Origin of the sequence: Corallococcus sp. AB049A (assembly GCF_003668885.1) — a bacterium.
Classification (GTDB): domain Bacteria; phylum Myxococcota; class Myxococcia; order Myxococcales; family Myxococcaceae; genus Corallococcus; species Corallococcus interemptor.
The window spans coordinates 1-444 of record NZ_RAWL01001117.1; the positions used below are offsets into that span (position 1 = coordinate 1).

Below are 444 nucleotides of genomic sequence, written 5' to 3' on the forward strand. Positions count from 1 at the left end.
GTCCGGACGACGTCGTCGGCTTCGAAAAATTCATCGAAAGAGGGCGAGCGATCTGGGATCTCGCCGGCGAGTTCTTCCTCACGCAATCGCCGGAACAGATTCTCAAATCGAGCGACCGCAAGCTGATCGACGGCCTGCGGATGGCCACCATCCCGTTCCGCATCGGCATGTTCCGCAAGTTCGCGAGTGTCGTGGACCGCCATGTGAAACATCCGCGGCTCCGCGAGATTCTCTACCAGTACGCGACCTACAGCGGCGCAAGCCCTTTCCTCGCGCCATCGACGTTGAACGTCATCCCCTTCTGCGAACTCCATTTCGGCGGCTGGTCCGTCCGCGGAGGCATGTACCAGATCGCACTTTCACTCGAACGGGTCGCGACGAAGCTACGCGTCAACATCCGACTCAGCACCACTGCATCGCAAATCCTTCTTAACGATCCCTCAC

At 59.5% G+C, this 444-nt stretch carries 1 pseudogene; it reads left to right on the top strand.

The window, feature by feature from the left end:
- A pseudogene (locus D7X55_RS43920) lies at window positions 1-444 on the top strand (hypothetical protein); the annotation flags it as partial.